The organism is Paenibacillus sp. OK060 (genome assembly GCF_900101205.1).
In the GTDB taxonomy this organism is placed as follows: Bacteria; Bacillota; Bacilli; order Paenibacillales; family Paenibacillaceae; genus Paenibacillus; species Paenibacillus marchantiae.
Map to the genome: position 1 here is coordinate 37,039 of NZ_FNFR01000002.1, position 24,522 is coordinate 61,560.

Consider the following 24,522-nt stretch of genomic DNA (forward strand, 5'->3'; position numbering starts at 1 on the left):
TACAGACTTAATGAATCACTTCAATTGAGTCATTGACTCAAAAACATCTTGCTTTAAAAATAAACTTTAGCTAATTTTATTCTTCGATCATAAACCATGGTCCAGAAGCTTGGATGACACCCCAAAGTTTTTCCGGAAGCTCAAGCGCACTAACCTTGGAAGCCTTTATAGTAGTTTGAATTTCGGACTCTTGTCCACTTTGAACTTTTTCAACCCAGTCTGGTTCTGTAATTAACGCGTGTCCGATCACTGCTAGGTTAAGCCCTTTATCTAATCCTTTTGCAACATCATCCGGCGTTACCATAGAACCCGCAGCCAGTACGGGAACCCGGCTATTTACATGTTCAACGATCAACTCTAGATACGTTTTTTTATCTTGGCTATCGACTGGCTTTGAAGAAAGAGCATCAGCTAGTGAAGCATGTACATAATCAACACCCGCTTCAATCAGTCGGTCAATCAATACATAAGAGTCCTTCATTCTTAAACCGCCTTCTTGATGTTCGTCAGGAGAGATTCGGTAGCCCAAAATAAATGGTTCTGTAGCATGGTTTTCGATGACGTTTTTCATTTCCTTAATCACGGCTAGTGAGATACGTAGGCGGTTTTCAAGTGATCCTCCCCATTGATCCTCACGTCTGTTGAAGAAAGGAGAGAAAAAGTTTTGAAGCAAAAATCCGTGCGCACCATGGATTTCAACGCCATCAAACCCTGCTTCAATGGCTCTTCTTGTTGTTTCTCCAAACGCATGAATCACTTCCAATATTTCATCGTGCGAAAGTTCTCTTGGCATAACGGAAGGAGCAAATCCAGTTGCTTCCGTCTCTACTGCGCTGGAACTAACCACATCCCCATTTGGTGTAAGATCCGGCAGTGCTTTGTTGCCTGCGTGGAAAATTTGAAGTACCACAGGGGCTCCACCGCTTTTCGCTGCATCCGCCAATTTACGTAAACTTGGGATGAATCTATCGTCATATGCTGCAAATTCATTTGTAAAACCTATTCCATTAGGTTGGACATGCGTACATCCTGTAATAACTAGACCTACGCCTTTCACTCTTCTTTTGTAATATTTCACTTCATCATCTGAGATGGTGTAATCATCATTACTTGCCCAAGTAGTCATAGGCGCCATTACAACTCGATTTCTAAGGGTAATTCCATTTTTGAATGTGAAGGATGCAAACAAATTTTTATAATTTGTATTCATTTTCAAACCTCTTTCTAATTTTTTATAAGCTTTATTAATAGTTGTCTGAACTTAAAGCGTTTATTCTTATTCCAAATTTATCACCAAAAAAACATCTATGTTTCTTGTTTGATAACTGCGAAACGAAGAAGGTAATTTCCAGTTGATGGGCGTTCACAACATTGGTAGAATAAAATCATAAAGTATTCGAGTAACTCGAAGTCAATAGCATGGAGGTGCGAAATTTGAGTCAGACATTACATGAACCAAAATATACGGTAAAAGATGTATCTGAAATAACTGGACTTACAAAACATACGATCCGTTATTATGATGACCAACAATTGATACCTTTCGTTTCAAGAGACGGCAGAAATAATCGTTTATTTTCTGACCATGATCTGGATTGGTTACGAATGGTGCACTCCTTTCGTATTTCAGGATTGCCAATTTCAGAAGTCAAACATTACATTGCTATGTGTTTGGAAGGTGATAAGACGATTCCTGAAAGGGCTGAGCTTGTTGCAAAACAAGAAAAACAACTAGAATCGAAGATCTATGAGTACAACCTTCAATTAAAACACATCAAAGAGAAGAAGGCTTACTACAAAAGTGTCTTATCTGGTCAATTGAACGATACCTGGAATCCTGTTAACAGTAACCCAGAATGCGGAGAAAAATATGATATTCCAGAACATATCAAATCAGCATCAAAAGTTCATGTTTGACCTTAAATGTGAGTCTAAGGCTTCGTGTGCACACGAAGTCAATTTTTTTATTTGATTGATGGGTATTGTACTAACCTGCCCGTTAGTTTAATGAATTGAAGGGCAAGATGCCGATTAGATACACGCCTAATCGGCAATAGGAACATGTTCTTGTCCATTCCGGCAATCGGTACAAGTTCTTGTCCTCAGTAAGGGACAAGAACTTAGTTCCTTAAAACAAAAAAGCCGCTAAATAAGCGACTTTGAATGGAACAATGTTCTTGTCCCGCGACATCTTTTCAGATTAACGGCTTTCAAAAATTCAATTTTTTCACAAATCGATAAGGTCAGTTGCTCTTTCTCAATTTATTAACATTTGGCGCATCCCATCCAACTAGCAAATGGCCATTGTAACACCCTATAAGTTTATTGATCTCTCTATACCTGTTAGAGGTATTCCTATTACCAAAGGTTCAACTGCACCTCATGTAACCTTGTATTAGGATAGCCGATGAATCGACCATACTATATCCGTACTGAATCCAATGGGTAGACCATCAGCTTCGTAATATAACTCGACTTGATCACCTGCCTGCAGCTCTACATCACCGGTTAACGTCACCGTCGCACTACCTAGTACAGTTCTCATTGTTAAAATTAACGCTATATTAACGTCAAGGAAAGGCATATAACCTTTTATTAAATCAATATTGCCATTCTTCTTTACAGTAAAAACCGGATCAATGCCTCTTCCTATGCTTACACTGATTGGCGCGTCAATCTTATAATTAACAGTTGCATGTATGGAATATCTACCAGTGTCCGGTGCCGTAAATATCCCTGTAGCAGGATTAAATGTAGGGCTTCCATAATATGGAGACGCCTCGTTCCAATTCGAAAATAGCGTGCTACTATTGATTGAGTATGTCGTACCGGTAACAGAAAATCCTTCCGAGGTAAAAGAAGTCCCCGCTGGGCCTGGATCTCCCTGCGGTCCCGCCAGGCCTGCTGGACCTTGTGCTCCTGCTGGCCCTGGATCTCCTTGCGGCCCTACCGGACCTTGTGCTCCTACTGGCCCTGGATCTCCTTGCGGCCCTACCGGACCTTGTGCTCCTACTGGCCCTGGATTTCCTTGCGGTCCCACGTGGCCTTGTGGTCCTGCTGGCCCCGAAGCTCCTTGTGCTCCAACTGGTCCAGTCGCTCCGGTATCGCCTTTATCTCCCTTGGCTACATCGCCTGTAGAATTCTGCGATTCTTCGACAACCGATTGCAAAGTACTAATGATTATGGTTTTAATGGTGGGATTCCATACTACTTTTGCTCCGAATAATTCCGCAATAAAACGTACTGGTACCATAACCCGGTTCTGAATGATCTTAGCAGGTTGATCGAGCACCACCTTCTCCTCTACATCACCGATTTTAACGCTGGCAGTCGGGTTTCTAATAATTAGAACACCCAATGCATCTCCTTTAAAAACCGTTATGGTTTGTGTAGAACTATTCCAGTTAAGAGACACACCGAGCGATTCTTCAAGGACCCTTAAAGGAATAAGTGTGGTTCCTTTATGGACAACGGGTTTAACGTCACTCTGGACTACACTATCATTAACAATAATAGAGATCTCATCTATTTGGCCAACTGGAGCCGCCTGAGCAGCAGAAACCACAAACAACGTCATTACAAGCACAAATACAATAGATAATTTCAATCTTCTTATCACTTAACTTTCCCCCATATTAATGAATTTTTATCCCTTAATCCCGGTTGCGATCATCTGCAGAATTCGAGCCCTGCGATTTCAACTAAAGCTCCAAACAACGGATAGAACGTTCCTCATTATCTTCGAGCAACAAAAGAATCCTATCATTCCCCACGTAGACATTGTAGACAAAATTATAGAAGTTGTAGTCATACGAAAGTAGTACGCTGCCCTGAAAAAACGATCGTTCGGGTATACGCCATATATAGGGTTTGAATAAATTCAAAATTATGAGACTCACTACTCAGACTTAGATATACAACTAATAGGCAATCGGATAAAACAAGTGACTCATTCAATCGGGCTTACTGCTACTTCCTATGCAGATCCATTTACCGTTGCCCGACAGATGGCTTCACTAGATAAAATTAGTAAAGGACGTGCATGATGGAATGCCATCACTTCGAATCCGGGAGGATTAGCAAAATATAGCCGCATCCATCTTTCAAAAGCAGATTTGTATCCTATGAAAAAAGAGTTTTTAGAGATTGTTGAAGGCCTATGGAATTTCTATGAGGATGATTGAAATGTGGCTTTTATATCGCCACCTAACTTCCATCATAATGCTGTTTAGATAACTACCTAATCCGAAATGACACAATGTTCTTGTCCTTTTCGGCAAAGGAACCAAGATCTTGTCCTCAACTTTGGACAAGATCTTGGTTCCATAAAACAAAGAAGCCGCTATGATAGCGACTTTGAATGGAACAATGTTCTTGTCCCGCGACACTGCCTCACGTACTGGTTCAATCTCAAAAGCACGCATCAATAGTAGAGCCATGTGCTGGCGCTTGATGCTTTCATTGGGATGAAAAGAACCGTCTGGATATCCTGTAATCATCCCTTGACTTGCTAATTCCTCAAACATTTCTTTTGCCCAATGTCCTGAAATATCGTCAAAAGTTACAACGGGTAGTTCAGATTGTGGCTTAAGATGACCTCCTATCACTTGACTCCATCTAGACATTATAGTCTCATCACAGGATATTTAAGTCCTACTAAAGTAGTACACCATAAAAGTTTGATACATAAATTAATCGGACCCATTTTTGTGCATTTCTAAGACTTCTTCCTTTCTACAATATGGAATGACCAAAGAACTCGAGTTGTCGTCTGTTTGAAAACAAACAAAGAAGCGGCCCTTTCAGGCTCGCTTCCTTGTTTGTCACTCTATTAATTTCAACTCTCTAGCACGTACGACAGCTTGTCCCCGCCGTTTTACACCCAACTTGCCGTATATTCTAGAACTATGTGTCTTGACCGTCGTCTCTGCTATACCAAAGAGATTAGCAATCTCCCTGTTCGACAAGCCTTTTGCAATCGCTTTAATAATTTCCGTTTCACGTTCAGTCAGCGGTTCAGTCAGCCCCGGTTGTATGAGACAAGGCACCACGGACAAAGCGTTACTGTCAAAAGCCTTCGGGAATGTTGTATCCGCAGTTTCGTTTTCCAGCATCTTGAGATAAATGATCCGTGTCGCAATAAGCTCCATCATCTGAACATCCCTCTTTGTAAACACACCCGACATCTGTCGATTTTCCAAGTATAGTAGATAGGAAGCTTGTTTTCCCGGAACATCGATTGACATGCACAGAATCGACCTCTGTTTTTTTGCTGCAATATAAGCATCCCTCACCCAAAAACTCTGAAGCGCGTCATGCAGAATTAGCGGTTTCGCCGTCATCGCTGTATGACGTAAGACGCTCTCCGCATACAAGTCGGCTTCTTTTTCCTTATCAGTCCAGTAAGAAGAGTTAGCTTCAATAATGAACTCATTATTTTGACGCTTCAACAACAGACCACGCTCTGCTCCGGTTTGTCTTAGAGCCGTTTTTAAGAGATTTAACCTCCAGTCTGCCTTACTCGTCTGTGCTAACCCATTGATGATTCGTTGTAAAAGCTCGAATTGCTCTTCGCTCTTCGAGCCTTCACCTATCTTGGGGCCGTTCTGCCAAGCTAACTCTGTGATGGTTTGAGTCATATGTGCTCGCTCCTGTAATACTGGACCCTCATAACGTTTGTAAACCGGGTCCAGCAATTCAGCGTGTCTGCTTCTAATTTGAGTTACTTTGGAGGTGATTCCCCATTCGGCGTATGCCGCACAAGCATCCATCATCGTAATTGCCGCTCCGGATCGGCTAAGCAGATCATCTTGATAACATACAGCAAGCCGTTCGCAAGCAATGGCTTCGAGCAATACGTATTTTTCTGTTCTCGCTCGCTTAATTGCAGCCGTATATTGATTCATGGCGCCAAACGAATTCCCTGCAATTCGTTCACTTTCTGCTTTGATTAGCAAATATGCGGAGGACTTACTGTCTAGAAATCCTCGCCAACTCTTCATCAATCGCAATTGCGCGCGTATGGTCTTCCGAATCCGCTTACGATCCTCCCTATTCGTCTCAAAATAAAATCCAGCTAATGCCAAACTCTCGTAAACACGTTGTTTACGAACTCGCATCCAATCCAAATGAAATTCGTTTACCCTTCCTCGTTGCGACCAATACAGCGCTTCCCTGTACCTGCCCGACAGCAACGCCACCTCAAGCCGACAACCGCAACTATAGTTGTCTTCGCCCCGGTGATCCAACTCACTGTCAGTCGACACCAGTGGAATAGAAACAAAACTGTCGATCAAAGAATCGTCTTGCAGCACTGCTGTGTAACTACTCGTCAGCAGCATCATTTCCAGTATCTTGTCGTCGGCAATCTGTCGCATGTTCTCCTCAAAGTATCGGAGCAATTCATTTATGACATATGTATTCCCATGATTACCCATAACACAAAAAATTAAGGCAGAATTAGCAAAGTCATGATCGCCTGCTTCCATCCCTTGACGCATCGCATTGAACAAGACAACAAAAGATTCCAAAGGACTGTCCATTTGCTTGATCATTCCGCTCAGAAAAGTAAAAACATGCTTTTTCCTCAATGTAGAGGTGTTCGCAATTTGCAGAAACACCCCCTCAGCAATCGGAGTCGCTCGAGCAAAGCTCGGAAATGTCCTTTGCACAATCAGCTCATATCCTCCGATCATTGATGCTAACGACTCATTCACCCCTTTATGCAACCCATAACGAATAAATGGGGCATACAATTCCAGTAGCGATCGTGCATCGTGTGTAAGTAATGGAAGAAACAACAGCTCCATTAAATGGCATAATTCCTCATAATCCTCGTCAAGTGGGTTGGACAGCAGAAGGTGCTTCTCCCGTTTTCGATGTAAGAGGACCGCGGTCGAGGCCATTTCCTTGGCGATAGACAACAGGGAACTCTTCTTCCCAAGCTTCCAGCCGTACGAGCCTAGCGCCTCCATTCCAAATTGAACCGCAGTCTCATTGTCCACGAATGCATGAAATTGTATCAAAGGTGCCCAGATTTTGAGTCGCTCCGATCGGCTCAGTCGATCGCTGCTTTGGTTCAAGTCCACCAACAGTTCTTTCGCCCGTGCGCTATTGCCACCCATATACTCCGTCCAAGCTAATACCAACTGCAACTCGACATCGAGTATACCTGGTACTTCCGCCTTGCATATTGCCAGCAGATGAAGCCCATTTTCTGCATAATACTTCCCTTTTGCATAGCGCGCCGCTGCCAACGCCTCTTGTCCCGCTTGAAGATTGTACTCAATCAATTGCTTCGTTTCTTGGTCTGATAATGCCGAAGCTGCCAAGTTCAGATGATCAATCGCTGTTCTTGACAGGTCATCGTGTGACTCCTGAGTGCGATCCAGTAGGAACCGTCCAATTACCCGGTGTCGGTGGATATTGCGTCCTGAATCGAAAGCATATACCATTCGGTGAATGAATTCATGGGCAAACACATAGATCAAATCCTGTTCATCTTCTTGCTCTGCTTCGTCTTCCCGATAAATAAACCCTTCAGCTTCCGCCTCTTGAAGATTAAGGAATACCATATCCACTGATATGCCGCACACTTCGGCCAAGAGTGTTAACTGAAATACCGGACCAATTGCGGCCGCCATAGCCAAGAACTCCTTACGATCTTCCTTGAGCTTGGAGAAGCCTACCTCCAACAAACGCAGATGTTCTTTCGATCTGCTTAGTTGCCGGGTTATTTCAGAGTCCCATACCCACTGACGTCGTCTTTCGTCAAAACGTAGTCTGTTCTCCTTTATCCATCCCTCCAGCAAGAGACGAACCGAGCCAGGATTACCACCTGTCTGATCGTGGACAGACCGCGCCAGAAGTTGAATGCGACCGGATTTCTCATATAGAGCATCAGAGATCAGCTGCCTCACATCCTCATAAGCCAGCGGTGGCAGAGTCACTTGTTCCTCTGGATTGGCACGGCATCTATGGGTTAACCAAGCCAGCAAATCCTCTTGATCAAAATTCGCTACATCCCCCGTGGAAGTGATCAACTCCTCCGTACGATAAGCCCCTATTAGGAATAACCCATGCGCTTTTTGTGATAATGCAAGTTCACGAATTACCTCTTGTGTACCATTGTCGACCCACTGCAGATTGTCCATAAATAAAACTAACGGTGGCTTGCATTCAGCCATACAACAGATCAAGTCGGGCAGAAGTTCTTCAAACCGTTCCCAGACCTTCGCATCGTCCGAGATATGTGCTACCTTCGCATCGTTGTCGAACAACAGCTTGGCCTCAGGCCAGCAGGATACGATTACCTGCATTTCTGGACCGAAACCGGCTTGTAGTTTGGCTTTCAGACGTGTAATGATTTCAATCGGCTCACTCCACAGTTGATAGACCCATTCCCGCATTCCCTGAAGGATCGGCCCACATCGAATATTTTTTTGGGAAAGTTCCACTTTCATAGCGATCATCCGGCCACCATGTCGAACGACGTTTTGTTCGATTCTATGGACAAGCGCCGTTTTACCCGTTCCTTCTTTGCCTATCACCCAACGAAAGGCATTCATTCCTTGAAAAGCCTGCTCCAGCCCAGCCTCCATTTGCACCACTTCGGCACTACGTCCATACCACGATTCGGATAGGGAAAGCGTACGGATTTTATCTAAACGTCCCACTTCCAATGGCTTAAACGCTCCATCGTTATCTATCATCATATTCTGATACAATTTCAGATCTTCAAGCACCCCATATATACTCTGATAACGCTCCACCTGTGATTTGGCAAGTAATTTCATCAGTATAGCTTGCAGTGTTTCGTCTAAACTCGGTCGAATATCGGATAAAGATTGAGGTACCTTGCGGGTATGTACGGTACCCCAGTCTTCATCATTGTCAGCATGAAAAGGCAAATGTCCGGTTAACAACTCATAGAGAATAACCCCTAATGCGTAAAGATCACTGCGTTCATTCGGCACCAGATTGAATCGTGCAAATTGCTCGGGAGAACGATAAGCTGCATGACTTTCCGTATGCCAGGATACTTGAGCTGTTTTCCCCTCCCACTGTACGCTGATATGGTCAGGGCTAAGGTATCCAATTATCCTATTCCGCTCGTGTTCACGATGCACCATTTCTGCAAGTATAATAGACAGTTCAATGAACACCGCCAACTCTAAAGGGGACTGCGTTATGTACTCTCTTAAAATCTTAATAATGATGCACACCTATCTGAGTTATATTTGCGTTTCGTGAAAAGGATATTTTTGAATTTAATAATAATTTCGGCTGGATGAGATCGATTTATAAACCTAAAATAATCTTAATCCATGATGCATTTAGAGTCTAGCCACCGATATATATGCTATATATTTGCGAATGGCAAATGGTGGAATAAATAACCGCAAATATAAGTCGTTTTTTTTCCTCTACGCATATATACAGAAATAGAGATGAGCTGCGGCTTAAGAATAGCTGTCTCTATAAATTAAATCATCTTGTACAGAATGAAAAAATAAAGAGCACCTGATTAGGTGCTCTCTAGTAACCACTATTGCGTTGCAAGTAAATCCTCTACATTGACGTTGGAAGCGGCTTGAATATCGCCATACGTCCAGAACCATTCGGCAACGTCGTTCCACTTAATGGTACTTCCCTCAATTGGCTCGCGACCTAGAAGCTTATTTAGAATAACAACGGCCTCTGCTCTTGTTAAAGGTGAATTAGGATCTTAAAAATGACTGTGCCGAAACTAGCCAATAACACTCATCTAATTTAGCTATTATCTATGGTAATCTGCTTTTATCACGCGCGTTGATTTCCATCATCTAACTGTTTAAATAGTCATCTAATCCGAAATGACACACTGTTCTTGTCCTGCGACATTTTACTACTTTTCAAGATCCCCATCACAGAGCCCACTAGTAAACTTTTCAACAAAAGTTATATTTAGCATAGTTTTACTAGTGCGTCTCTGATCAAACCATCGCAGTAAAAAAGAAGGATTCTGTCGAAGTGTTAACGTTTTGCACGGTAACGCAATCCATCTACAAGAAGAGAAACAATATTTTTCGCATGCGCTATATCACCGTTGTCTACTCCCGTACAGAGACTTGCTACCGCCCACAACAATTCATCTGGTGTAATCTTGGCACGTACTTCATCTGCAGCTGTTGCTGTTTCAATCAAAGTCTTCAGAGCTGGACTTAATTCCTCTACAAAACAAAGTGGACGCACTGATCGAAGCCGAATAGCAGCAGCTGGACATTCCTTCGGTGGCCAAACGGCGGGCAATCTCTTGGGATTGCGAGTCCTCGACCCAGAAACTAAGAAGGACGTGGACCTGTTTGACTCGCGCATCAAAGCGGGCGTGCTGTTTGCCACCGCTGGACAAGGTGGCGACAGCCTGACGACGTTCGCGGCCGAGAATATGTCGCACTTGAACGTGAGCTTCACGCACATGATCACACCCACACTTGTGATCGTCGGGGACCAGGACTATACCCCGCAAAAGTATCAGTTGACCGTCCGCGGCCCGGAATGGATGTCCGACCCCTACTTCTTAAGCCCAGGGGCCGAGAGCCTGCTCACCCTATTCGGTGCAGAACACTCACTTAGCGGAATCCCGGGTTATGAAGTTACGGAAACAACAGATGAAAATCCAGAACATGTCGCCTTAATTCAGCTGGTCTCATGGGCTTATCTTTGTCATGCGCTCGATATTGAACATGACAGCTGGACGGCAGTTCAAAAGGCTTTATCAGAAGATCCAAATCCAATCGGTCGAATTGAATCCAAGTAAACTTTCATAAGATCTAGATATGCTCCTTTACCCACCTCTCACTGGTAAAGGAGCTTTTACGTATATACTCAAAGGACAATTTACAGTGAGGGAGGTATGAAATCATTTCTTTCTGAATCCCATATGTGCAGCAAAATTTGCTCCATATATGATCGAGTTGGTGTTAGCCGCCATAATCGTTATATTGCGTCCTACAAGACTTACAAAATCAAGATAATCATCTAATAGGTAATCGGAATATGTTCTTGTCCATTTCGGCAATCGGTACAAGTTCATGTCCTCGGCTCGGGACACGAACTTGTACCGATAACATAAAAAAGCCGCTAAAATAGCGACTTCAATGGGACCATGTTTTTGTCCCTCGACAACAAAGACTGAATTTTTTTAAAGTTCCCTACTTTCATGCAATTATGCCCTTTAGTCTTTATTTAACTGAGCAGAGTTAGAACTTGATCTGTTGGTCCCCTTTCTTGCAGTACAATTTTATTTATTATCCTCAAATTTATGTGGCTCTTTAACAAAACTTTTTAAAATAAATCCACACGTTATACAAATTACATGAGTAACATCTGATCCTAATGTTAGCATCTTTTTCATAGGATATACCCTAGCTTCGCCGTGCGACTTGCCCTCCCCTAATTTTGTTCCTCCACATTCAGGACAACATTCTTCGTTTCTCATCTCGAACCTCCTTCAATGAAATTAATCTTATCATTGCTTCTATATAGACCATATGTAACTTTCTATTATCAACGTAAAGCCTATTTTTTTGTAAAAGGCTATTAGATCAACGTGTGAAATCGTATCATCTGAAACTATACCATCAGTAATATGAGTCACACCTTCTTTAATACCGATTTCAATTAGACTGTCACGAAACAAAGGAACTACCTTGAAAAATGTGCTACAACCCAACGGATCGCTACTATTTCTATAGGCGTCAGTTAGTACTCCTGCAAGGTTATCCCCTTCCTTCTTCAAAATAGAAAATTAACTTATAGCAGCTTGCTAAGCGGTAATAAGGCATGATGCATATGTCCTGCCATATGGTATTGGTATTTACGAACTTCTAAACGAAGATACTTCAGTCGTATAAGAGACACCCGTTAATTCCCAGAATTCTTGCCCATCTAGTTGATAACCAATATAACATGGATCTCCAAGTTGTATCTTAGTTACATTTTCTGACGGAATTACTACGTAAGAATTATCTTTTGTTTCTTTCGAAAACGAATCCATTATATGCACACTCCTTGTTTGATTAATGAAACTATCATTTTATTCTTTTATTAATGTGGCTGAAAGGGTTCTCTTGTTTATTGTTTGGTAACTTTGTGTCATTGTACATCTGCATTATATCTATAAATGAATTAACAGGCAAAATAACGATTAGATAAACGCCTATCGCAATGAGAACATGTTCTTGTCCCGCGAAATAAACAGCTCCCTTTCTTTCACTTCTGTGTTTTATTTTGCATTCCTCGGTCCGTCCTGTTGCAAACTTTATGCCGTGTTCTTTATCTGATAAGCCACAGACCACGGAAATGTCTGGGCTGGAGGATGAAAAAAGAAGCTGCAACAAAAGGTCCGAGTAACGCCAAACCTCTTGATGCAGCTTCTTTTGTATTTCAACTCGCTTTGCACAGCGAATTCATAATCACTTTAAGCCTTGCGAAGCATTTGTCTCTCGCTTAGCTGTGAAAGCATATCCTTCGTCATGGCCTTCAGGTCGTAGCGGGGATGAAATCCCCATTCTGTTTTCGCTGCCGTCGAATCAATGGAATGCGGCCAGCTATCGGCAATTGCCTGTCTCTTCGGATCAACGTCATAATCGAGGATAAAGCCGGGAAACTCATCCCGAATCGCTGCAGCAATCGCCTCCGGATCCACGCTCATTGCGGTGACATTAAATGAATTTCGGTGTATCAACCGGGAAGAATCCGCTTCCATCAATTCGATGATAGCGTTCAGGGCATCCGGCATATACATCATGTCCATGTTTGAGTCCTTGGCGATATAAGATGTATACCGTCCAGCCGTCACAGCTGCGTAATAAATTTCCACGGCGTAATCCGTCGTTCCTCCGCCGGGAGGCGTCATATAAGATATTAAACCCGGGAATCGCAGCCCCCTAGTATCCAGGCCGTATTTGTGAAAATAATAATCACAAAGCAGTTCGCCGGACACTTTGTTCACGCCGTACATCGTATTGGGCCTCTGGATCGTATCCTGCGGGGTATTGTCTTTCGGAGTCGAAGGACCAAAAGATCCAATAGAGCTTGGAGTGAAAAATTGGCAGCCGAGCTCCCTGGATATTTCAAGTGCATTCATCAATCCGCCCATATTCAAATTCCAGGCAAGCAGCGGTTTCTCCTCTGCGGTAGCCGACAGCAGAGCAGCCAAATGGATGACGGTATCCACTTCGTACCGCTTGGCGATTTCGAACATCGCCTTATCATTCGTCACGTCCAGCAGCTCGAATGGCCCGGATCGGGTAATTTCGTGGGCTGATGACCTGAGATCCGTAGCAACGACGGAATCCGCACCATAGATTTCACGTAATTTAACAACTAACTCAGAACCAATTTGGCCCAGTGCTCCGGTCACCAAAATCTTGTTCATAAGACATTCCTCCCGAAATATACTCCCGCGAATGCAGCTAAATCAGCTTCATTTCCTTGCCAACTTTCTCATAAACAGAGATCACCTGGTCGAGCATCTCCTTGGTATGGGCAGCTGTCGGCATGTTGCGTATTCTTCCGGTTCCTTTCGGGACCGTCGGAAACACGATTGCCTTGGCGTAAACGCCTTCTTCATAGAGCCGTTTGCTGAACTGTTGGGTGGTTACTTCATCGCCAATGATACAAGGTGTGATCGGCGTTTCGCTTTGGCCTACATCATATCCAAACCGGCTCAAGCCGTTTTTCAAATCATTGCCGTTCTCCCACAGCTTCTCGATCAGCTCTTTGTCATTCATCAAAATGTCGACAGAAGCGCTGCAAGCAGCGATTGCAGCCGGAGGTAGCGATGTCGAGAACAGAAACGGACGGCTTCTCAGCTTCAACCATTCAATCAGTTGCTTTTTACCCGCCACATAACCGCCGACAACGCCGATCGCCTTGGAAAGAGTACCAATTTGAAAGTCAATGCGGTCGGACAATCCAAAATGCTTCACGGTTCCCGCACCCGCTCCGAGAACGCCCGAACCGTGAGCATCATCCACATAAGTAATCAGATCGAATTCTTCAGCTATTTTCACGATTTCGGGCAGCTTTGCTATATCACCATCCATGGAGAAAACCCCATCCGTGATGACCATAATTTTATGGTACTGACCGGATTCCTTGGCCTCTTTCGCCTTTTGTCTTAAATCATTCATATCCGAGTGCTTAAAGCGAATCACCTTGGCTCTCGACAGGCGGCAGCCATCAATAATTGAAGCGTGGTTCAGCTCATCGGATAAAATCGCATCATGCTGGTCCATTACCGCGGATATAGCAGCCATATTGCAGTTAAATCCCGATTGATACACGATAACAGCTTCCGTTTTTTTGAAACGGGCCAGTTTTTCTTCAAGCTCAATATGAAGATCCATCGTACCATTAATTGTTCTCACAGCCCCTGCGCCTGCCCCGTATGTCTGCGACGCCTTAACTGAAGCATCAATCAGGCGGTAATCTGTTGCCAGTCCCAAATAGTTATTGGAAGACAAATTGATTAGGGACTTTCCGTCGATACGAATAACAGGACCATTTGCACCCTGCAGCGTATCGATGACGTTATATAGACCTTTAGTCTTTAGATCTTCGATGTTCGAACTTAAAAATTGGTCCAAGGCTTGACTTGACATCCCATTCCCTCCTCGATATACGTATGTCCTCGTACAGGAGACATAAGAATCCTCCAAAAAAACCTGTTTTAAAAGGGATTAAACTAATTTCAATGTATCATCTTTTTTATTTATTGTACACATGTGGCGGACAAAAAATAAAAATATCCGCACAAAATATAGCGCGTTCTAAATAAGATCCTCCACCACTACTTAGACATTTATCTAATCAGAAATCGGATCATGTTCTTGTCCATTACGGTAATCGGTATAAGATCTTGTCCCTCGACACGCAATAAACTTTTTCATTATCTTCTTTCATCGTAATTATTAGGCCGAAATGATTTTATACTATTTATACACTAGCCAGCTTTCATGTTAAACTATCCTGCCCGTTAGTTTAACTTCGCCCTCGATTTGCGCATCTACTTTAATTTCTCATTCTAAGTATGGAATGGCAAACTCCGACCTGATGTTATCCTGATGGACCTGTACATGCTAATAATGGACGGCATTGAAGCCAGTCGCCTCATATCGGAAGCGTATCCGGATACACGAATCATCATTTTGACCAGTTTTTCCGACCGCAGTCATATCGTACCGGCCCTTCAGGCAGGAGTTATAGGGAGGGGAGTCTTAAGTGGCTTTCCAAACGTAGCATGATGATCCTTGTTTGCGACTTTAGTAATAAATAAAACGACCGTTTCCAGGTAGAATCTGAGAAACGGTCGCAGTTTAAATAATTTTGAATAAAAATTTATATATGGGCTACGTAATGTATTTAATCTCAATGACATCCATAATTTCAATTGGAATATCTCAAAATATGGCTTTTTTGCTCAACAAGAAAGATTTCACTATGTAAATATTTCATGTGGATTTGATTTTAATAACAGCTAATACTCCTACTGTGAGGCCCCCACAACTTCATTTTACCAAAGGATCTTTCCATATCACTCATTATCTTTAATCACTCAAAAGAGATCACTACTCTCACTTAGATTTTCATTAAATCGGAAAGACAAATAACCTTAGCACTGTAGTTCTTTTTAGGACTCTTGACAACTTTCTTCCAGCCCCACTCATTTACATAACCTAACTCTGTAATTTCAGGGCAGTCTCTTTAAATGGTATAATATCCCTTGTGAGGTGATTTGATGAACAAGATTTTAGCGATCTCGATTTTGGGAATGGGTTTAACAGGTGCTGTTTTAATCATCTCAATTGCTCTGTTGTTTAACCCTCCAATAGGAAATGTGTTGAAGATGGTTACTGCTGCTTCAATATTATCTTTTATTATATTTGCTGTTTCGGCTTTGGTATTTCGTCGGCGATTAGATAATGAAAAAAGAGAGTAATATAATTATACTTCCTCGATTTAGGACGAATGATACCCAGTAGCAATCCTAACAATGTTTCTACTCAAGAAAAAAAGCATCTCCTTCAGGAGATGCCTTTTTTCTGCTTATCTTCAGATAATAATGAAATATATCTCCTCCAACATGCATTCTCCCCTACAAGCACCCATGCCAGAAAATAGAATCTTCTGTTTTAAGATATATAGAGTTTGTTTCTATTGAGCTGTGTCCGGCTCTAACCACAAATATCTTACTAATGTCCTTGATCATCTCATAAATCTGATCGATTCGCCTAACATTCTCCGGTTCATTTCCTTCAAGCTCTCTGGAACGTTTCCCGTTAGCGTAACGATGGATCAATACTTTTCGAGTTCCTTCTCTAAATCATTTAGTAGCACTTGAATCTCAAGAACTGCAGAATCATCTCTATTCCAAAAGATCGACAGCTTATGCTGATCCTCCACCATATTGGGTAACCAGTCACTAATAAACTCGTCTAATGAGATACAATGTGCTTTATAATTTGACCATTCTTCATAAGCACAGTACTCTGCAAACTCTTTCCTAGGCCAGAATGAAATAAGCAATCTCTCTTTATCATCTGAAGACATTGCCCAACCGTCATCATACAACCCCCAAATTTCTTCTGAATCAGTAACCTTCTTTATAAAATATTCATATCGAATATTCGCAGGGAGTTTAATAACAGCTTCAAACTCTTTCGAGGTTATCGAATTCATTTGCGACCTCCTTGTTAGAACTTTAAATTAAATATACCACGCTAATCTGCCCGTTAGCTTAATGAATTAGCAGGCAGAGATAGAATAGATATCCTTCTAATCGGCAATCGGATCATGTTCTTGTCCATTACGGTAATCGGGACAAAAACTTGTCCAAGTTCCCTACTCTCCTCCTGTTTTGTTGGAAATTTATATTAAAATGATGCAAAATATCTGACAGAGCATTACCTAATCTGTACTGATTAATAGACTCATTCTTTGAAAGAATGAAGATACATGTATCTTCATCAAAATAATACTGAACATAAGTGCTTATCCCAAGGTGATCTCCTCCATGGGAGTACCGATCGAAATTCATCTCCGAAATTATAAATAAACAACCTCATTTATGTTGCTCTTTAGAAAAATCCATCATCAAATAAGAATAACTAAAAGAGTCCGCCTAATAATTAGGTGGACTCTTACTCCTATTTCCCGTATAACTTTTGGGAAGTGATTCTTTTTTGAGTAACTACTGATAAATGCAGACCCAATATTGAGTTTAAAAATGCTGAGATGAAGAGGTTCCACGGTATGGCAACAGCCAAGTACCGAGGTCTATTTCGTATGCGAATACAGACATACCTCACAGCATTTGTTGTGAATGTGAAACGAATGGTAAAGCTAGTCGAGCAAAAGCAGTCTTTGGCATATTTAAATAAATCAACAAAGCTTATGACTGAGACAAAATTCCTTTTACAAACAATGAGACACTGTGCTTGTAGAAATCTTCCTCGGTGACGAGTTGGGACTGATATTGCCCGTGAATCAGCTCGCTCATCTGAAATCCGTAGCACATCGAGAGAAAAGACATGGCGGCAAGGCGCTCATCCTGTCTGGCTATAACTTTTTTCTTCTGCAGGCGTTCAAAATATTCAACCAGCAAGGAGTGCAGCTTCACCGGTGGATCGGCCAGCACTCTGTCCAATTCGGGAAACATTCCTTTGTCGCGGATGCCAATCAAAATGATGTCTGCATTTTTATGGAAAAACAATCGGTACTGCTGACTTACATTCAGCAGATCGACTTCCGGATTATCGGTCGCGTCCTCTTTTAACAGCTTCTCAAATTGCGGAATATCCGAATGTCTTTCAATGATGGCTTCCAATATGCCTTGCTTGCTTCCAAATTGCCGGAAAATCGTAGATTCATTGACTTTAGCTTCCGTTGCAATGGCTTTGGTGCTTACTCCCCGATAGCCATTCTTTTTGATGAGCCGTGTCGCGGCTTCAATGATTTTGTCTGAAGTTTGCATTGTATTTCTCCTTTTGCATATGTTAAACCTATTCTACTACAAGTTTTGTATATACAGCAGGGTAGGGGTCCATCATTTTCATAAACATTTATTTAAGGTAAATCGCTTCTTTTTTCCCAGCGGCTTGGTTCCGTAATCTTGACATGATCAGGCACCAATTGCGTGAGCGTGCCTAATTTATCAAATGTAATCTGGATTCGGTCAGAGGGCAACAGCCATTCTTCGGTCTCGATTGCGCAGCAATCCGGTATCGTCCCCATTCCTATAATCGTGCCCGGGAGTGGCGTGAAAACTTTGAGAACCTCCTCCATCACTTTTCCAGGGTGTGCAGAATACTCGGATGTGCTTCCCTTCCAGTGCAGTCTCTCCCCGATACGTACATCCACATCCAATGCCAGCGGGTTGTCGATTTCATCCGGCGTTACCAGAAATGGTCCGATTCCTTTGCTGCGATCGAAATCTTTGCAGCGCGTCGGTCCGGTCATCGCCTGGAAATCCGGCCACTGCACATCGCGGACAGTACTGTCGTTAAAAATAACATAACCTGCAATGCAGTTCCCCTTCCCTGTAACAAAAGCCAGCTCCGGCTCGATATCCAGGTAGGAAGAGTACGAAGGCCAATGAATCGTATCCCCATCGCCAATTAATGCATTATGGTTACACTTATAATAACTGAAAGTTACTTTATTCAGATCTTGCTGGAATTTTTCAGCAATTTTACGTGTAAGCTCTTCTCTTTCCGGCCCTGTATATTCTCTTCGCAGCAGATTTACGCCAGCATTTCTCAGATGTCTTGGCGTCAGCCCGAAATCGATAAGCGCAGCCGGATTTGGAACTGGCGGTAGCAGGGTTACCGCTGCAATCGGGCTGATTTCATTTTCATTGAATTGATGCACCTGTTCGATAGCATATTGCATCATTTCCTTAGCGGCATCATCACTTGCCGGCAAATAATGAAGATAGCTGTCCATACTTTCAAGACTGTCAACGAATGTTCCCTGATTTTTCATGATTGCGGCAAAAGACACGACAAATTTCTCGTTTATTACAAGCCCAAACAACGGTTCCTGGGATGTATTGGTTTGAAAGGTTACTAGTTTCATGGTTAAGCGCCTCCATCCATGCAGTGTGATGTTGTTCTGATACTATCATATCGTACAGTATAATTGCATGCAAGTACTTGCTTGCATTCCTGTTTTCCCTTCTCTATAATAAAGCCATAGTCAGTATGCCTTACACCAAAAACATATACGAAAAAGGAGAATTTTCATGAAGTATGGACGTATTATTCAAAAACCTCGCGTTAAATTTTTTGAAGTCGCAGATGGCGTCTTTGCCGGTATTTCGCCGTATCGCGGCATCAGTTGGGCCAATGCCGGGTTCATCAACAAGGGTGAAGGGCTGGTGTATGACACGTTCTTCGATTTGTTCCATGCGCGGGAAATGCGGGAGGCTTTTAAGGAAGTAAGCAACGGAGGCTCTCCCGCATATGTGGTGAACTCGCACTATAATAGCGACCATGCCTGGGGAAACAAAGTGTTTGAAGATGCTTGCATTATTATGCACAAGGAAGCGTCCAGAGAGCGTCTTACCGAAAATATCTCCTGGATGGACAGCGTCATCAGAAGAGGAAAGGATTCTCCGGAATCTACTTCGGGCGAGCGGTTCTTTGCAGCTGAATTTGAAGGATTCGACCTGGAAGGCGTAGAATGGTTGCTCCCGAATATTGAGATAAAGGACGATATAAACATCCGTCTTGGCGATACGGAAGTAATGATTTACAATGTTGCTCCGGCCCACTCTGACAGTGACTTGCTGATGTGGATGCCAAAAGAAAAAGTGCTGTTCGCCGGCGATGTGGTGTTTAACGGGTGTACGGCATACAGCGAAGAGGGAACCCTCAATTGGGTTAAAGTGCTTGACCGCATTATTGATGAAATTAAACCCGAAATCGTTATTCCAGGACATGGCGCCATCTGCGGCCTGGACTTCGTGAAGGAGCAGAGAGACTACCTCCTGAACCTGATCAGCGAGTTCAACAAGCATTACAATGACGAAATTGATGCCTTGTCCCTGACCAAGCAAATTGATATTTCCCGCTTCCTTCATTAGATTCAGCCAGAACGCTTGTATGTTACAGTGGACATCCTATTGAAAAGCAAACGAGGGTTACCACCCCTTCCAATTTGGAACGAGGTGCCTGCTAAGCTGGAAGACATGAAAGTTTTTTTGGCCGGAAAATATGATAATCAAATCAAGCCATGGGACCCTATGAGTGTTTGGCAAGAATGAATAGCAATTGATGCTAGCCTACGAAAAACAAAAAACGGCCCTGTCGCAAACGATGCGAACAGCGGCCGTTTTTTTTGAATAGTTCCACGGAATTAAAATGGGTGCTTATAAACCGATTATGAAGAAAAATGGAGTTGGACTTATGAATTGCTAGTAGAACTCTTCTAAAACGATATAACCAAAATTTGATGTTAATCCGTTAATTTAATAACACAAAGATCTATCCATAATTTAAAGCAGTTTTTAAAGATGTTACCATTATATGATAGAGTACCGCATCCAGCAGCTGCAAGGCTATTTTACCGTTTTCAGCCGTTTGAACGACGTCGTTTTCTCTTCTCGGTACGAGCTCAATTAAATCTCTGATTGCGACTTCATCGTCAATGACAAGTATCTTCTTCAAGTGCACCCCTTTTAGCCTTGCTCCCCAGCTTGAATCATAATTCACCCTCATCTTAGCACAGACACTTTAGATTGCTCCACCAACTGGAAGGTGAGGTATATTCCACTCAGTCCAACATAACTTGTAATAAACTCGAAGAAAGGAGAACAATCCATGGATCTGCTCTGGGTACTCATTGTTGGTGGACTTATTGGCTGGTTAAGCGGCAACTTGATTGGGCGGGACGTACCAGGCGGTGTACTTGGGAACATTATTGCGGGTTTTATCGGTTCCTGGTTAGGTACGGAATTGCTGGGACCAAGGGGGCCGGTGATTGGCGGATTTCATATTATTCCCGCCATCGTTGGCTCGATTATTGCCCTGCTCATCTTCTTCGCTCTGGCACGCGGCGGAGCCTTCCGAAGACGTTAACAAAGAGAGGCGGAAACCGATACCGTCGTTCATTAAAAATTTTTATAAAGATGCTGCCAGGGCATAAAGGTACAGGATAAACAAAAAAGGACCGAAAGCAATCATCGATGAAAGATGAACACTTACGGGTCCTTTTTTTTATTTTTGTACTGATTTCATCCATTCTTTCAGTGCCTGAACAATCTGCTGAAGCTGTTCCTGTCCTGTAATCTTAGGCGCGCTGTCTCCCTTTTGCATCCGGTAGGAGCCAAGTTGACCATGGTTGCCACCCTTTATACTCACGAATGTCGTGTTTTTCGGAAGATTGGTTTTGGCTTTTTCCCACGCTTCCCTGTTCAGAACACCATCATTACTTGATGTCACTCCTCAGTCAGGTTGGGAACTTTATGTCTTTCTACATTTTTCTATATATTCCCGATTACATGAGCGCTTCTATTCCAAATTCTTTATAATTTTCGCAGGAACACCTGCAGCAATCGTATTGGGTGGAACGTCCTTGGTGACCACTGCACCTGCAGCAACGATAGAATTTTCTCCGATCGTAACCCCAGGCATGATCATCGTGCCTGCCCCAAGCCAAGCGTTTTTCTTGATGACTATTGGAGTAGATATCGTGGAGCGTCTTTCAGCTGGTTCCAGCGGGTGGTTAATGGTAATCAGGTTAACTTTTGGACCTATCAATACGTTATCTTCGAGGGTTATGCCACCTCTGTCCATAAAAGTACAAGCATGATTGATAAACACATTTCTTCCCACTCTGATATTCTTGCCAAAATCCGTGTAAAAAGGAGGAAGAAGTCCAAACGATTCATCTACCTCTACTCCCGTTAATTTCGAAAACAATCCTCTGACTTCTTTCGCTTCATGATATGAGTTGTTTAATTGCATTGTAATTTTCTGTGCTTCAACAATAAGATCATGAATTTTATAATACTCCGGGTCATTTAAAGAAATTAACTCGCCATTTTTATCTCGTTCAAGAATGTCTTTGGGTTTCATTTCACTTTACTCCTTTTCCATATAGATAAACTAATCAGTAGTCTTCCTTCTCTAGATAACTTCACCTCTGGAAACATTCCTGCGGTTTATTCTGCAAGCGACCAGGTGACTTGTACATGCCCTGAACCAAGCGTAGCTGCCAAATTAGACGGATCGTCAACACTTCCGAGTAGTACATAACCGCCATAAGAATTGGAGAAAGTCTGATAAAAAAGCACCAAAGTGTTTCCGGACCAGGACATAATTTCACCGGCATGAATGGTTTCAGGGCGTTCGGTAGATGCAGCAGGAAGCTCCTCGGGCAGATCATTATACTTTTCTAGCCCATTCAGTTCTTTCATTTGGATGGTCATCGGAAATTGCGCTATCAGGGCTTGTGTCGTTTCATTGTTATTTAAAGTTGCTGTAAACGTGCTGCCGCCAACAATAATATGGATGGGAATCACGCTGTTTTCCTCCGTCTCATGATCTACTGTTTCAGCCGTTACCTCCAGATTTTACGAATCCTCTCCATTCGTACCGGTTCAGGGTTGTCTCTGCCGCAATGTAGTCGTTTAGTCATACGCGATTTTGATCGTTTACACGACATGTGTATAATATTATATTGAATCGAGGCACTTACAATCGTTAAATAATCTGTGTTTGTCGATTATTCTACAAAATCCCCTGAATTGACTATTAACTAAGAGAGCTTGGTGGAAATACATGCCTAAAATAGATCGAAGAATACTCAAATCACAGGAAGCGATAAAAAAGGCCCTCATTGAATTGATGTCAGAAAAGAATTTCGATTCCATTACGATCCAGGAGATTTCCAACAGGGCAAATGTTCACAGGGCAACCATCTACCTGCATTACACAGATAAATTTGATCTGCTGGATAAACTGATTGAAGAGCATATTAACAACATGAAAGACATCAACCAATATGCATGTGAAATGGAGTGGAGTGAAGCGAATCTGGTCTATTTCGAATACTTTGAGCGCAATTATTTATTCTTTTCAACGATGTTGGCGAGTAAAGGAGCTCCTTCTTTTCGTGCCCGGTTCCTTGAGTTTCTTATTGAAGAATATAAAGGTGAAGTAAATATGAACGAAGAAAGAAACCAGGGATTGGATGAATTAATTGTGGGCTCCTTTATGGGAACAGCTTTTGTAGGAATAGTGGAATGGTGGATCACGAGCGGGATGCCGTATCCACCTCATGTCATGGCAAACCAGGTTGGGGTCTTGCTTGAGAGGGTTGTATAAGAGGGATATCAAACGAACGAAACAAAAAAGCTGCTAATTCAGCAGCTCCAGGCTGTCGAGACATTCTCGGCAGCTTGAGCCCTGTTTAGCAGAGAGGTTTTATCCGTGCCTATTCAATATGATTATATTCCTCGAAATCGTAATTCGTTCATCATGGCAAGCAAAGTCAATTTGAAACTAGTCGTATTTACAACAAATATCCCAACGGACACCAGACTCTATACCCTTGCGCAGAACCCATGGCATAATCCACGCCCCCATTAAAATGAACCAGGCCCGCTCGAAGTCCATCCGACATTCCCACCAGATCAAGCTTGGTATCCACCTGTAGCCCTGTCGTCATGAGGTAACGTTGAGATAGCGTATTGCCAGCCCGGAAAATGCCACCTTCCTTGATAGGTCTGAATCACTTCAGTCGCAAATGTCCCGGCCGTTCAGCGAGAGACTAATAATCCGCCCATAAAATACCATTATACATCTGGCGTATGCCTTTGCCTTCCCCTTTATAACCATTCACATATACTCTGAATACTCCTTCATGATATTGAATGGGAACGCCTGCAAGCGATCATATGCCGGTTTCGTTTTATCCAGCTTGCTCTGATTTCGAATATCATAATCCAGCGATCCACTGGGACAGTTCCTGAAGTCCTCGAACGCACTCGCCCATGTCTTTGCACCAATGGCAACCTTCTCCTGCATTAGCTTCAGCGCATCGCCAGTGGAACCCACGGAAGGATGTACGAATCCTGACGGGCTTACCGTCTCCAAGATTGCTGGCTGGGTATGGATAACCGAATCATCGGCCGCCACCCTGCCGGGAACGTACCTTATAACCGCACAGATGCTTACGACAAACACACGAATAACCATCCATTTAACAAGGTTATAGCACTACTTCATTTTTATTGCCTCCTGATTCGCTTAAATGTCGAATTCATCATTATTGCCTCTCGATTTTCTGCTGTCTTCTCCTTTCCTTTGGGATATTTTTCTTCATGAATCGTAAATAAAATCCGGTCTGAAGTGAACCCAAATTTCAATAAAAAAAGTAGGAGAAAACTATTTTTTCATAAATAAATCATCGACAGGCACCATACGAATAGATTTTTGCAAATATAAAAGACCGTTTCCCGAAAGAATACGA

Annotated in this window: 23 protein-coding genes and 2 pseudogenes; 8 read left to right on the plus strand and 17 right to left on the minus strand. The window is 42.7% G+C overall.

The annotated features are described in order from the left end of the window. Positions 1 to 76 precede the first annotated feature (76 nt). Positions 77 to 1,210: an NADH-dependent flavin oxidoreductase gene (locus BLS14_RS06570; RefSeq protein ID WP_090950337.1), complete on the minus strand. Its 1,134-nt coding sequence runs from the start codon at positions 1,208 to 1,210 to the stop codon at positions 77 to 79. Between the two features lie 224 nt (positions 1,211 to 1,434). Here BLS14_RS06570 and BLS14_RS06575 point away from each other — a divergent pair, with 224 nt between their 5' ends. Then, the gene (locus BLS14_RS06575; protein ID WP_176854399.1) at positions 1,435 to 1,917 is read left to right on the plus strand and encodes a MerR family transcriptional regulator; all 483 of its coding nucleotides are present in this window, start codon (positions 1,435 to 1,437) and stop codon (positions 1,915 to 1,917) included. 478 nt (positions 1,918 to 2,395) lie between these two features. Here BLS14_RS06575 and BLS14_RS33455 read toward each other — a convergent pair whose 3' ends face one another. From BLS14_RS33455 to BLS14_RS32475, 4 genes are all read right to left on the minus strand, one after another. After that, a complete protein-coding gene (locus BLS14_RS33455) occupies positions 2,396 to 3,619 on the minus strand; it encodes a copper amine oxidase N-terminal domain-containing protein (protein WP_218133133.1) in 1,224 nt (407 codons plus the stop codon). 538 nt (positions 3,620 to 4,157) lie between these two features. Then, the gene (locus BLS14_RS06590; RefSeq protein ID WP_090806599.1) at positions 4,158 to 4,625 is read right to left on the minus strand and encodes an S-layer homology domain-containing protein; all 468 of its coding nucleotides are present in this window, start codon (positions 4,623 to 4,625) and stop codon (positions 4,158 to 4,160) included. Between the two features lie 198 nt (positions 4,626 to 4,823). After that, positions 4,824 to 9,164, minus strand: coding sequence for an AAA family ATPase (locus BLS14_RS06595; RefSeq protein WP_143021519.1), 4,341 nt, complete (start codon positions 9,162 to 9,164; stop codon positions 4,824 to 4,826). Positions 9,165 to 10,014: 850 nt separating this feature from the next. After that, positions 10,015 to 10,290: a hypothetical protein gene (locus BLS14_RS32475; protein WP_176854395.1), complete on the minus strand. Its 276-nt coding sequence runs from the start codon at positions 10,288 to 10,290 to the stop codon at positions 10,015 to 10,017. 136 nt (positions 10,291 to 10,426) lie between these two features. Between BLS14_RS32475 and BLS14_RS32925 the strand changes: the two genes are divergently transcribed. Further along, positions 10,427 to 10,798 (plus strand): hypothetical protein, encoded by a 372-nt coding sequence (locus BLS14_RS32925; RefSeq protein ID WP_218133134.1) that lies wholly within the window; start codon positions 10,427 to 10,429, stop codon positions 10,796 to 10,798. A gap of 483 nt (positions 10,799 to 11,281) precedes the next feature. Here the strand turns inward: BLS14_RS32925 and BLS14_RS06605 are convergent, their stop codons facing one another. The 3 genes from BLS14_RS06605 to BLS14_RS06625 all read right to left on the minus strand — a co-directional run bounded on the left by BLS14_RS06605 (position 11,282) and on the right by BLS14_RS06625 (position 14,648). Further along, positions 11,282 to 11,479, minus strand: a complete 198-nt coding sequence (locus tag BLS14_RS06605; RefSeq protein WP_063567440.1) for a hypothetical protein — start codon at positions 11,477 to 11,479, stop codon at positions 11,282 to 11,284. Positions 11,480 to 12,460: 981 nt separating this feature from the next. Next, on the minus strand, positions 12,461 to 13,420 hold the full coding sequence (locus tag BLS14_RS06620) for an L-threonine 3-dehydrogenase (protein ID WP_072732990.1): 960 nt from the start codon (positions 13,418 to 13,420) through the stop codon (positions 12,461 to 12,463). 37 nt (positions 13,421 to 13,457) lie between these two features. Next, complete coding sequence (locus tag BLS14_RS06625; RefSeq protein WP_064637899.1) at positions 13,458 to 14,648, minus strand: glycine C-acetyltransferase; 1,191 nt, start codon at positions 14,646 to 14,648, stop codon at positions 13,458 to 13,460. Positions 14,649 to 15,098: 450 nt separating this feature from the next. Here BLS14_RS06625 and BLS14_RS06630 point away from each other — a divergent pair. Together BLS14_RS06630 and BLS14_RS06635 are read left to right on the plus strand one after the other, a co-directional pair. Then, positions 15,099 to 15,290: pseudogene (locus tag BLS14_RS06630) on the plus strand (response regulator); the annotation flags it as partial. Between the two features lie 494 nt (positions 15,291 to 15,784). Continuing rightward, positions 15,785 to 15,985, plus strand: a complete 201-nt coding sequence (locus BLS14_RS06635; RefSeq protein ID WP_064637898.1) for a hypothetical protein — start codon at positions 15,785 to 15,787, stop codon at positions 15,983 to 15,985. A 356-nt stretch (positions 15,986 to 16,341) separates the two neighbouring features. On the opposite strand, the gene BLS14_RS06645 is transcribed toward BLS14_RS06635, so the two are convergent. After that, complete coding sequence (locus BLS14_RS06645) at positions 16,342 to 16,725, minus strand: DUF2750 domain-containing protein (RefSeq protein WP_063567447.1); 384 nt, start codon at positions 16,723 to 16,725, stop codon at positions 16,342 to 16,344. A gap of 525 nt (positions 16,726 to 17,250) precedes the next feature. Between BLS14_RS06645 and BLS14_RS33520 the strand changes: the two are divergent. Continuing rightward, positions 17,251 to 17,391, plus strand: a pseudogene (locus BLS14_RS33520) (transposase); the annotation flags it as partial. Positions 17,392 to 17,437: 46 nt separating this feature from the next. On the opposite strand, the gene BLS14_RS06660 reads toward BLS14_RS33520, so the two are convergent. Then, positions 17,438 to 18,019, minus strand: coding sequence for a TetR/AcrR family transcriptional regulator (locus tag BLS14_RS06660; protein ID WP_090950356.1), 582 nt, complete (start codon positions 18,017 to 18,019; stop codon positions 17,438 to 17,440). 92 nt (positions 18,020 to 18,111) lie between these two features. Then, positions 18,112 to 19,122 carry a fumarylacetoacetate hydrolase family protein gene (locus BLS14_RS06665; protein WP_090950358.1) on the minus strand — a complete coding sequence of 337 codons (1,011 nt, stop codon included), beginning with the start codon at positions 19,120 to 19,122 and terminating at the stop codon, positions 18,112 to 18,114. A 166-nt stretch (positions 19,123 to 19,288) separates the two neighbouring features. Here BLS14_RS06665 and BLS14_RS06670 point away from each other — a divergent pair, with 166 nt between their 5' ends. Continuing rightward, complete coding sequence (locus tag BLS14_RS06670) at positions 19,289 to 20,131, plus strand: MBL fold metallo-hydrolase (RefSeq protein WP_256336219.1); 843 nt, start codon at positions 19,289 to 19,291, stop codon at positions 20,129 to 20,131. A gap of 400 nt (positions 20,132 to 20,531) precedes the next feature. Here BLS14_RS06670 and BLS14_RS33040 read toward each other — a convergent pair whose 3' ends face one another. After that, complete coding sequence (locus tag BLS14_RS33040; RefSeq protein WP_256336220.1) at positions 20,532 to 20,759, minus strand: response regulator transcription factor; 228 nt, start codon at positions 20,757 to 20,759, stop codon at positions 20,532 to 20,534. Positions 20,760 to 20,867: 108 nt separating this feature from the next. Between BLS14_RS33040 and BLS14_RS06680 the strand changes: the two genes are divergently transcribed. Further along, positions 20,868 to 21,125: a GlsB/YeaQ/YmgE family stress response membrane protein gene (locus BLS14_RS06680; RefSeq protein WP_024630063.1), complete on the plus strand. Its 258-nt coding sequence runs from the start codon at positions 20,868 to 20,870 to the stop codon at positions 21,123 to 21,125. A gap of 138 nt (positions 21,126 to 21,263) precedes the next feature. Here BLS14_RS06680 and BLS14_RS06685 read toward each other — a convergent pair whose 3' ends face one another. The 3 genes from BLS14_RS06685 to BLS14_RS06695 form a co-directional block, all read right to left on the minus strand. After that, a complete protein-coding gene (locus BLS14_RS06685) occupies positions 21,264 to 21,488 on the minus strand; it encodes an alpha/beta hydrolase (RefSeq protein ID WP_090950361.1) in 225 nt (74 codons plus the stop codon). 69 nt (positions 21,489 to 21,557) lie between these two features. Next, positions 21,558 to 22,124: a sugar O-acetyltransferase gene (locus tag BLS14_RS06690; RefSeq protein WP_063567453.1), complete on the minus strand. Its 567-nt coding sequence runs from the start codon at positions 22,122 to 22,124 to the stop codon at positions 21,558 to 21,560. A gap of 86 nt (positions 22,125 to 22,210) precedes the next feature. After that, positions 22,211 to 22,570 (minus strand): cyclophilin-like fold protein, encoded by a 360-nt coding sequence (locus BLS14_RS06695; RefSeq protein WP_079693627.1) that lies wholly within the window; start codon positions 22,568 to 22,570, stop codon positions 22,211 to 22,213. Positions 22,571 to 22,829: 259 nt separating this feature from the next. Here BLS14_RS06695 and BLS14_RS06700 point away from each other — a divergent pair, with 259 nt between their 5' ends. Next, on the plus strand, positions 22,830 to 23,375 hold the full coding sequence (locus BLS14_RS06700) for a TetR/AcrR family transcriptional regulator (RefSeq protein WP_090950363.1): 546 nt from the start codon (positions 22,830 to 22,832) through the stop codon (positions 23,373 to 23,375). A gap of 187 nt (positions 23,376 to 23,562) precedes the next feature. On the opposite strand, the gene BLS14_RS32480 is transcribed toward BLS14_RS06700, so the two are convergent. Next, entirely contained in the window at positions 23,563 to 23,718 is a 156-nt protein-coding gene (locus tag BLS14_RS32480; protein WP_176854401.1) for a hypothetical protein, read from the minus strand. A gap of 170 nt (positions 23,719 to 23,888) precedes the next feature. After that, positions 23,889 to 24,248: a hypothetical protein gene (locus tag BLS14_RS06705; RefSeq protein WP_176854403.1), complete on the minus strand. Its 360-nt coding sequence runs from the start codon at positions 24,246 to 24,248 to the stop codon at positions 23,889 to 23,891. Between the last annotated feature and the right edge of the window lie 274 nt (positions 24,249 to 24,522).